This window comes from Cytobacillus sp. IB215665, assembly GCF_033963835.1.
In the GTDB taxonomy this organism is placed as follows: domain Bacteria; phylum Bacillota; class Bacilli; order Bacillales; family SM2101; genus Nanhaiella.
This window is the reverse complement of the sequence record NZ_JAXBME010000025.1, coordinates 41,009-49,709: the sequence shown is the minus strand read 5'-3', so window position 1 is coordinate 49,709 and position 8,701 is coordinate 41,009. Positions and strand designations below refer to the sequence as shown.

At 34.2% G+C, this 8,701-nt stretch carries 10 protein-coding genes; 1 reads left to right on the top strand and 9 read right to left on the bottom strand.

The window, feature by feature from the left end:
* Positions 1-605 precede the first annotated feature (605 nt).
* The 3 genes from SLH52_RS21320 to SLH52_RS21310 all read right to left on the bottom strand — a co-directional run bounded on the left by SLH52_RS21320 (position 606) and on the right by SLH52_RS21310 (position 1,709).
* Positions 606-983, bottom strand: a complete 378-nt coding sequence (locus tag SLH52_RS21320) for a hypothetical protein (protein WP_320211215.1) — start codon at positions 981-983, stop codon at positions 606-608.
* A gap of 35 nt (positions 984-1,018) precedes the next feature.
* Positions 1,019-1,237, bottom strand: a complete 219-nt coding sequence (locus SLH52_RS21315; RefSeq protein WP_320211214.1) for a hypothetical protein — start codon at positions 1,235-1,237, stop codon at positions 1,019-1,021.
* A 316-nt stretch (positions 1,238-1,553) separates the two neighbouring features.
* Complete coding sequence (locus tag SLH52_RS21310; protein ID WP_320211213.1) at positions 1,554-1,709, bottom strand: hypothetical protein; 156 nt, start codon at positions 1,707-1,709, stop codon at positions 1,554-1,556.
* Between the two features lie 690 nt (positions 1,710-2,399).
* Between SLH52_RS21310 and SLH52_RS21305 the strand changes: the two genes are divergently transcribed.
* Positions 2,400-2,642, top strand: a complete 243-nt coding sequence (locus tag SLH52_RS21305; RefSeq protein ID WP_320211212.1) for a hypothetical protein — start codon at positions 2,400-2,402, stop codon at positions 2,640-2,642.
* 19 nt (positions 2,643-2,661) lie between these two features.
* Here SLH52_RS21305 and SLH52_RS21300 read toward each other — a convergent pair whose 3' ends face one another.
* The 6 genes from SLH52_RS21300 to SLH52_RS21275 all read right to left on the bottom strand — a co-directional run bounded on the left by SLH52_RS21300 (position 2,662) and on the right by SLH52_RS21275 (position 8,504).
* Complete coding sequence (locus tag SLH52_RS21300; RefSeq protein ID WP_320211211.1) at positions 2,662-2,826, bottom strand: hypothetical protein; 165 nt, start codon at positions 2,824-2,826, stop codon at positions 2,662-2,664.
* Between the two features lie 107 nt (positions 2,827-2,933).
* The gene (locus SLH52_RS21295; protein WP_320211210.1) at positions 2,934-3,119 is read right to left on the bottom strand and encodes a hypothetical protein; all 186 of its coding nucleotides are present in this window, start codon (positions 3,117-3,119) and stop codon (positions 2,934-2,936) included.
* Positions 3,116-4,024 (bottom strand): hypothetical protein, encoded by a 909-nt coding sequence (locus tag SLH52_RS21290; protein WP_320211209.1) that lies wholly within the window; start codon positions 4,022-4,024, stop codon positions 3,116-3,118. The genes SLH52_RS21295 and SLH52_RS21290 overlap by 4 nt, the downstream gene beginning before the upstream one ends.
* Positions 4,025-4,204: 180 nt before the next feature.
* A complete protein-coding gene (locus SLH52_RS21285) occupies positions 4,205-4,846 on the bottom strand; it encodes a hypothetical protein (protein WP_320211208.1) in 642 nt (213 codons plus the stop codon).
* Positions 4,843-5,250: a DUF1249 domain-containing protein gene (locus tag SLH52_RS21280; RefSeq protein ID WP_320211207.1), complete on the bottom strand. Its 408-nt coding sequence runs from the start codon at positions 5,248-5,250 to the stop codon at positions 4,843-4,845. The genes SLH52_RS21285 and SLH52_RS21280 overlap by 4 nt, the downstream gene beginning before the upstream one ends.
* Before the next feature lie 71 nt (positions 5,251-5,321).
* Positions 5,322-8,504: a helicase-related protein gene (locus SLH52_RS21275; RefSeq protein ID WP_320211206.1), complete on the bottom strand. Its 3,183-nt coding sequence runs from the start codon at positions 8,502-8,504 to the stop codon at positions 5,322-5,324.
* Positions 8,505-8,701: the final 197 nt, after the last annotated feature.

Below are 8,701 nucleotides of genomic sequence, written 5' to 3'. Positions count from 1 at the left end.
GCAATTGCAGGACCGGTTCCAATAGCATATAAGATGAAATCGAACACTAAATCACTTACTTTACTCTTGTCTATTTTCATATAAAAACCTCCTCTACTTAAGATTCATGTTTCTCTTTTAAACTATCTGAAATACTTTTAGCTCTTATTCTTTCCTATAGTTTTAAAGGAGATGCTAAGAAGTAAAGCGATAAAATGAAGTATTAAGAACAACGGAAATACTTTTACAAACGAAATAATGAATATTTCATAATAGAGACCTAAAATTTCAGAAAGTATTTTCATATATGAAGAACTTGTTTCAAATAAAGGTTTATACTGGATGTCGAATATATTAAGAAGAGAGAAAGAAAGTGCAATAATGCTTATGATTAATGTGAAATTTACAGATCTGAGAATCGCTTTAGATATTTTAATCTTCAATGCTATCATCCTCGTTTATTAGAGATTAGGAAAAGGCTACCTATTCCTCCTTGTAAAAAGGTAGTTTGCTACTAGAGCAAAAGTTCCGACAAATAAAACTATCAATGTATTTACGATTACATTATCAAATCCACTAAGAAATTCATTCATCTAATCACCTCACCTATCATTGTGGTTAGTAAATTATTCTTCAATGAAAGTCAAAGGTGTTTCTGACATAAAATACTCACCAACATTATTTAATTCGATTAATTGTGATTTAAAGATTTCTCTCGCTCTTTCTATAGTTGGTGCAAAGATATGTCCGTTTGAAATGACTACATTTTTCTTGTTGGTTACCCAAAATGGAAAGTGCTTTGGTGCTGATTCTAGCTCTTGCTGAACTTCTTGTTCCGTTGCTCTACGGTAATGTTTAGCATTCACGTCAAATCCCCTTGAATGACCTCTGCTGATGTTTTTACACATATATGAATCACCAATTGATAAAGCAGAAATCCCTTGAATTTGATAAATGTAATCTTCATCTAAGGCTTGTATAAAATCTCCTTTTTTAAATTCCACTGTAAATCCCTCCCCTTACTACACATAATTGCTATTTAGTTTATTACTTTTAAATCCGTATACTTGGCAACATGACCACAATCATTCTCCCAAACGTTTACATTATAAAATTCCCCATCTTCACAAAATTGTTTAGCAGTTGGTTGTCCCATTTCTTGACCACATGTAGGACAAGTCCACTCAACTTTCATGTTTTTTGTTCCATGTAACCACCCTTGTGAATCCCTATTAGGCACAGTTATTGTTTTAATCATTCCAATTCCTCCTTTGTGAAATTAATATAAATTTAGGAACTCCCTGCTTATTAAGTCTTATTGAAAATCGTAGTCATTAAATTCATTTTCATCATATTCTACTAACACTTTTGCTTCTTCCCATTCAGCTCCGCACTTGCTACAAGTCATATCACCATCGTACTTACTTGGTGGAAACGGATTATCACAATATTTACACTCGTATTATTTAGCCACTCATAATTCCTCCTTTTCTCCACAGTACTCTTACAAAATATCTACTAAATCACAAATAATTGCATCCCAGGTTTTCTTCTCCTCTTTTAATACTTGTTCCTCAATCCACCTTTTTAACTTTTAGGAACTGCACTGTCCGATAAACAGATTCTACTAATTCATTCAGCTCGTACTTCACTTCGTTCTGATAACAATCGTCTGAAATCTCTTGTATTTTGGATGCTAAAGCTACAAGATAATCTGGAGATGGCTGCATAATTACATCCTCCTTTTGATACTAGATGTTACAATTTCAATTCGCTTTATACGTATATTGAGAAATTAAAAGTTTCTTTTAGTGTCTATATTTAACATTATATGATATAATCAGTTCTATTAATAGCATTTATTGGATAAAAATCATAAAGTTGTGGATTTTTTACTTATAATAGCTTTATAGAAATATCCTTCGTATATCTTTATTTTGCCCATTTTACTTAGATATGCATTTAATAGTAATGTAACTGGATTGTTTTTTGGATAAATGATCGTTTAAATCGTTATTTGAATGAATCATCCAAAAAATAAACGTAATTTAACAATATGTAAGGATTTGATTAATTCTCATACAAGTTTCATAGGTAATTAGACATCTTAATAATAATTTCTAGCATTTATAATTCTGAGTTACTACTAAGTATTAATTAAGAATAAGATTGGTGTTTCAAGACCACACGGAGGGAACGTTATATGGGATATATGACATAAAATGAAGAGATGTAGCTGGTAGCTTAATTGATTGTGACAGTCATGTTAGTGAAAAGAGTGGTGGTAGCAATAGTGAAACATCTTTAAATAATCACAGAGAATCTTTCCATGATGTAGATGGAAGCTTTGAAGTTGGTAGTGATTAAATTTCGAGAAAAAATCTCCTATAAATCTAATCAAGCAAGAAAGGATGATCGTGATGATCCACGTACGAATTGCAGCTTTTAATAGTGATTATAATACAAATCATATTAAGGATAACAAAGGTCTTACACTTGTTGAAGCGGTTGTTAGAGCTGTAGACGAATCTTTAGATGAAGAAAAAGTGTTTGATCTTGTACAAACATATGGACCGGATGATTTTGAAGAGCTTCGGGAGTATTATTTTGAGCGAGGGATTTTTTTGAGTGAACCAGAGGTTGTCGATCAAGAAGAGAAATAGGCAAAGTATGAATCACTTATCATTTTTTATCATGTTTTTTGGTATATTTCTCTAAAGTTTTAATAGCATCCATTATATTTTTTTCTGCCTCAGCAAATACTTCTTCAGATGATTTTAATTTTAAGCGCTGTGGTTTCTTTTTTTTAGGGAACTGTATAATATTATCTTTTGGTTTGTTGGACATTTTACTCCCCTCCTTACTACAATTGTACACTTGTACTGTATAACTTATTCGAACAAAAAGATCAGTGACACAAAATAGGTCACTGATCTTTTTAATTTCTTTTTGTATTAAGCATTCTTTTCAAATGCCTTGTTTAGATTTTCATGAAACTCTTGAAACTTTCTCATATCTTTTTCAAGCTTATTATAGCTTTCTATATGTTTATCTAGTAAGTTTTGAAATTTTTCATTAGCGTCTATAACGTTTTCTAGTATTTCATCTGATGTTGGAAGTTTTAAGACTTTTGGACTCACAATATCTCCCCCTTTACCTGTGTTCTTCGTTGGCAGTTGTGCCAATGATAAATGATAGAATACAGGATTCTTGCGACATCTTTTAAGTATATTATATCATAGTTTTCACTTTGACTTTCATGGAAATGGAAGCTGTATACGTAAATTGTTCCATCTTCCATTTTAAACCTTTTTGATACTACACGTCTTCCATGAGATTCATCATCCCAAAAATCTTCATCTTCATCTTGCATAGCATATATTACAGCCCAATCTTCTTGTTTTTTTGATAGATTATCTAAATCAATTTTTTCTGGGGTGCTGGTTAAACCATGACTAGCTCTTAATAGTAGTTGGTCATTTGTACACTCGAACAAAGAGTAATCAATACCTAGCATTAAATCATCTTTATCAAACTTACCTTTTGATATTCTTTGCATTGTTTTTATAAGATGATTTATTAGTTTAGCCTGATTTGTCCGTGCCTTATTGAGTTCTTGGATATTTTGACTTAAGATTACTGAAGTATTTTGTATATCATCCATTTCTTGTTTCGTTTTAACCCAGTCCTCAATCACAGGCTTAAATTGTTCAGTTGAATGCGACGATAAATCTCTTAAAAAGTCGTATAGTGTGCTGAAATTAAAAGGATTTGTACTAATATACGGCGACATAATTTTATTAAACAATTTATTTTGCATAAACCTTAAAGCCGATATATCAAAGTATCTATCCTTAACATCCAGTTGTCTAACAAAATTACTAATCACAGATGTTAAATAAGCTACTAGAGCAACGATCCAGAACAGCTGATTACCTGTTATTGCAAAACGATCTACAATAGCTAATAACAATGTTGAATTCATAATTAACGATGATGATGTTAGTTTAACAAGTAACGAAGCTGCATCATCTTTAGATAACAAAGTTTTGTAGCTGAAAATCGCCCTAACAAAAGGTTTAACAACCCATGTCCAAGATACATTAGGATTTTCGATATATGCCGTTTCTCACGTCTCCCAATAATTCATCGTACGGATCTTTAATAGTGTTTAATGATGACACAAGAAAACCATAATCTTTATCTGTCATTTTCACTCCCCCTTTTATTGAAAGCTAAACAAGTTAACTTCATTTTCGATCTCCCACTGATCTCGATAGATTTTAAATAGTTCTTTTACAGTTGGGTTAAAGGTTCTACCATCTCTTGTTGTTATTTTAATTTCCTCACGGTATGAGGAAAAATTAATCATACGACCACCTGATCCTGATGAGCGAACAACTGCTTTAAAGTAGTTAAAGGCTTTGTCAATATCGTTTTTTTCAAGAGCCGAATTAATCCAATTGGATTCATGACCCAAGCCTGCCCATTCTTTAGCAGCTATTTGAAGAACTTCATAGTCTGTTATTTTTGATACAGTCAATTCTTCATGTTTAATTATTCTTTGGATATTTTTTTGAATATCATATGATTTAGGCTGACGAGAATTGGTAGATGGTTCATTCTTTGATTCTTCAATTAAAGGTAGACTATTAAAAATTTCCTCTATCTTCTCAGCATCAATTTCATCAAATAGACTACTAACTTCTACTTTATGATTAAGTTTATAAGCGCCACAATACATCATTGTTTCAGGATCAGACTTACTGTAGTAGCAAGTCCCTCTCCCCATATCGCATAAACTCCAATGACCACAGGCTGAGAATCCTTTGATGAATCCTGATTTCGTAAATCCGCTTCTAGTCATGCAGTCACACCCTTTTTGTGATTGTTTAAATAGCCTTGTTCTTCAATATTAGTAAGCCATAACGACAAAAAGCTATTTAATTCCCTTTTTAGCCTAGGATAATAGTGTTTCTCATCTACATACACTTTCTGATATACTCCTAAACTATCATTTTGAAATGATAATGCCTCACACGTTTGTTGTTCAGGATACAAACGAATAACCATGTCAGGATCAGCCATTAAGTCCCCATTTAATTCGTAGTAATGTGATAGTGATATGAGGTCATCACCAATCACTTCTACTACTAGATCCATAAATCCAGCAGACTCCAAACTAATATGGTTACCCGTGCTCAGATCATCACCAAAACACTGAGTTAATACCTGGTTTAATTTTTTGTAATTCTTCATGTAAATGTTCATTTAAAACACTCCCCTTATATTTTTTTAATATAAATAAAAAGACGAAGGATAAATTCCCTCGTCTTTCATTTTTAAATAGCAAAGAGATCTAATTGCTCAGTTGAATCGACATTTTCTTTGTCCATTTCCTCCAACCGCTTTTCTCTCCGCTTCTTGTCTACCATATCTATTTCCTTCTGTTCCTTTTCATCGATCTCATCAAAGATTTCCTCTATTTTTTCAGCGTTCAGCTGATCAAATAGCGCAAAAGCTTCTTCAATGGCATCAACATCAAGGTCATCAAAGGACAATTCAGATACTGGTTCTTCTTTTTTGATTTCATCTACTGCAGGTGGAACATAGCCAGACAACTTGATTGTTTCTTGAGTCAAGCGAGCAAAAGCATCAGATACTTTTTGCTGAAACTCTTCTTCACTAACAATCTCAATGTTGCTGTCAACATCCTTTGCAGCTACTTGTTTCCATGCATTAGCCACCTCAGTTGATTCAAGTGATTTTGATAGATCACTAGTCAATCCACTTACTGACATGTCTGCATACTTAGCTAATTCATCTGAACGCTCAATACGACCTTCAACAATGAGAGCTGATACGCGCCTTGACATTAAACGTTCGAATTGTGCCATTTGCTGTGTCTTTTTCGCTACATAATAGAACACCTTACACAACCTGTGTTGACCTAACCTCCAGCTTCTCCTGCTAGCTTGACGTACAGTATTAATATCATCATTCATCTGATAAAAATGAAGACTTGGATACTCCATCAAATCTAAGCCTACTTCTACCAATTTCATGTTGGTAATGATGACCTGTGTTCCTTTCTTTGCCTGTTGTTCAAGCCAGTCAAATCGAGCATGTGTGGGTACATTTCCATTTAATATTTGTGAACTAATACCGTGTTTGGCCAATACTTCTTGTAAACGTTCATTTTGTTTATATTCACCAGTATAATTTGTAAAAATTACTGATTTGCGATCCTGAGCAAGTTCAGAATGTACCATCTTAATCAGTCGTCGCTCTTTAGCATTTATATAGTCGTCGGGAAATGCTGGAGCTTGAACAGAAATTATCTCATCTCCATCCTCATACTCTACAAATGCTCCTAAGTTGGGCTGATCGACATAATTAATTGTTGTTGGATTAAATTTAGCCCATGCAGCTGAGCCTAGTCTTTTCTGCATGACTGTAGCTGTACTAAATAACTCTCCATGAAGACTCTTATATTCTTCAAGATGATCCTCATCTAGTTCAACAATTATTGGTTCTTCATGCAGATCTACCAAAGGGACTTGTAACTCAACCAAATCAACAAAAATGGACTTATCCAAAAGAAAATTAGCGACAAGTGATGGAGCAATACCTGCCCTTTCTCTCACCACTACACTATCACGTTTACGATTAGAATTTTTACCAACGGTCATTGTTTCATCGTGATTCGTTCGAATCTTTTCAAGAACACCATATCGTGTTGCCCACTGTTCGTTTGATGTAAGATGATTGATTCCAGCTGCAATTAGCTCTCTTGGAAATGCTCTCCACAGTATATCTTTTATACTTGAAGAGGACCCATTTGTGAGTGTACCTGTGAGAAATATAGATTTTCTACTAGACTTAATTATTCTTCCAAAAGCCACTCCCCTGCCACTGTCAGAAGCCTTCATTTTATGGACTTCATCATAGATTCCTATATGGAAGTGATTACGTAAATGGCGCTGAAAGATCTCAGCTATCATCCACCTTGGTTTACCGTTTCCTTCAGCCAATTTTTTTAAGGCAGGTCGAGCTAAAGAGCAGTCTTTTTTGCTATCTTTTTTATAATCGTCTTGAAAGGCTCTAATTGAATCTTTCCATTTTTTTATATATCCAATTGGAAGTCCATTATGTCCAAGAGTACCATCCTCACGTGCTTTTTCTATTTGAGCTAAAGTAGGCGGTTTAGAAGGCTTGGAGACAACATCACTCCAGCCTGCTATCATGTCCTCTTCCTTATCACCTTGTTTAATTTTTGGTGTTACAAGTGGTTTTCCTGTATTTGGGCTAGTCCAATGAAAGTGATACGGATTCCATTTAGCACCTAATACATAGCCTTGTGCTGCAAATTTCATACGATCAGTAGATACAAGTACGAATTCAATCTTCCCTTTGGGTACCTTATATCCACTTTTCACTCGTCTTACATATGCAAGAGCATCTTCAGTATTACGTATTACCTTTACAGTTACTCTCTTCTTCCCAAGTGTTTTAGGAATTTCTGAGGTTGCCCATTTGGGTAATACATTAGAAGGAGCGACGATCAAACATGAGGTACCGTTTTTTGCACCTGTTACTTCCCTATTCCTCGCATACGTGTAGACAGTAGATAAGCTAATTTGAGTTTTTCCTGTGCCCATGTCACCCACAACAAAAACACCTTGTTTTTGTTTTAATACTTCATAAGCTGACATCACTGCTTTTGCTTGAGCGGGTAAACAAATTCTTTCCGTTTCTCCTAAATACGGAAGATAATGAGTACCATCATAGATAGGCTTCATGTGTGCATCTATCTTTTTAGCAATAATTTCAGCATTTTTTTTAAGGTATTCGCTAGTAGTCATACCCTCATGAAAGTTACCTTCTCCCATGATGGAAGTATTTTTTGTCTTTAAATGTCCTTTTGCTATAGCATCATTAATACGCTTTAATACTTCCTCTTCAGACATTGACTTAATTTTTACTGCTTTGGCATGTTTCCATTCTCCAGCCAGTTTAGTAGTTTCTATATCTAACTTCTTTATCTTTTCTCCAACAAAGATAGTAAGATAGAGATCTCTCCAGCTAGGGAGTTTAGGAAGACCAAACGTTTCTGCTAAGAAATTCCCAACAACTTCATTGATATCCCCTTTTGGAGCAACAACGATTCTCTCAGGCATGTACTTATTTTGATTTTTAACATTATTGATCACTAATTCCTTATAATCTTCAGCGACCGATGAACGTGGCATAGCGAAAGTGTGATTTACTTTGCCATCAATATGTTCAATTCGTCGATACTGCTGTGTAGTGAGTACTGTTTCCTTTTTGTTGGTATCGTCGTCAATAATCTCTAAATGATGAGAGGTATACATGGCTGCGTGTACTGCTCTACTGGCTGTATTGGTACCAGCCATCGAGACTCCATGTATTATTCTTTCATTTTTATCGTTTTTTTCTGAGATTATTAATTTCACAAAGGCTTCTAATTGCTTTCCGTCCTCAGTCACCTGTATCTTTTTCATTTAAACGCCCATTTAAAACATAAAACGCATACAGAAGGGCTTACCCTTCTGCATTTAATACGCTCATGCAAAAGGGCTACCCTCCCTTATGATGTTGTTATGTGTTGTTTATATTTTACTTAAGGTTAAAAATCCCCTTATCTGAAAATACTCGTACAATGGACTTTGGTTTAGAGGTTGTTACCTCTTTCGTTTTT

What these genes read in the sequence shown, in the direction of transcription:
- SLH52_RS21315 (WP_320211214.1), bottom strand. Translation starts at nt 1,237, where the DNA reads ATGATTAAAACAATAACTGTGCCTAATAGGGATTCACAAGGGTGGTTA.
- SLH52_RS21310 (WP_320211213.1), bottom strand. Translation starts at nt 1,709, where the DNA reads ATGCAGCCATCTCCAGATTATCTTGTAGCTTTAGCATCCAAAATACAA.
- SLH52_RS21305 (WP_320211212.1), top strand. Translation starts at nt 2,400, where the DNA reads ATGATCCACGTACGAATTGCAGCTTTTAATAGTGATTATAATACAAAT.
- SLH52_RS21300 (WP_320211211.1), bottom strand. Translation starts at nt 2,826, where the DNA reads ATGTCCAACAAACCAAAAGATAATATTATACAGTTCCCTAAAAAAAAG.
- SLH52_RS21285 (WP_320211208.1), bottom strand. Translation starts at nt 4,846, where the DNA reads ATGACTAGAAGCGGATTTACGAAATCAGGATTCATCAAAGGATTCTCA.
- SLH52_RS21280 (WP_320211207.1), bottom strand. Translation starts at nt 5,250, where the DNA reads ATGAACATTTACATGAAGAATTACAAAAAATTAAACCAGGTATTAACT.
- SLH52_RS21275 (WP_320211206.1), bottom strand. Translation starts at nt 8,504, where the DNA reads ATGAAAAAGATACAGGTGACTGAGGACGGAAAGCAATTAGAAGCCTTT.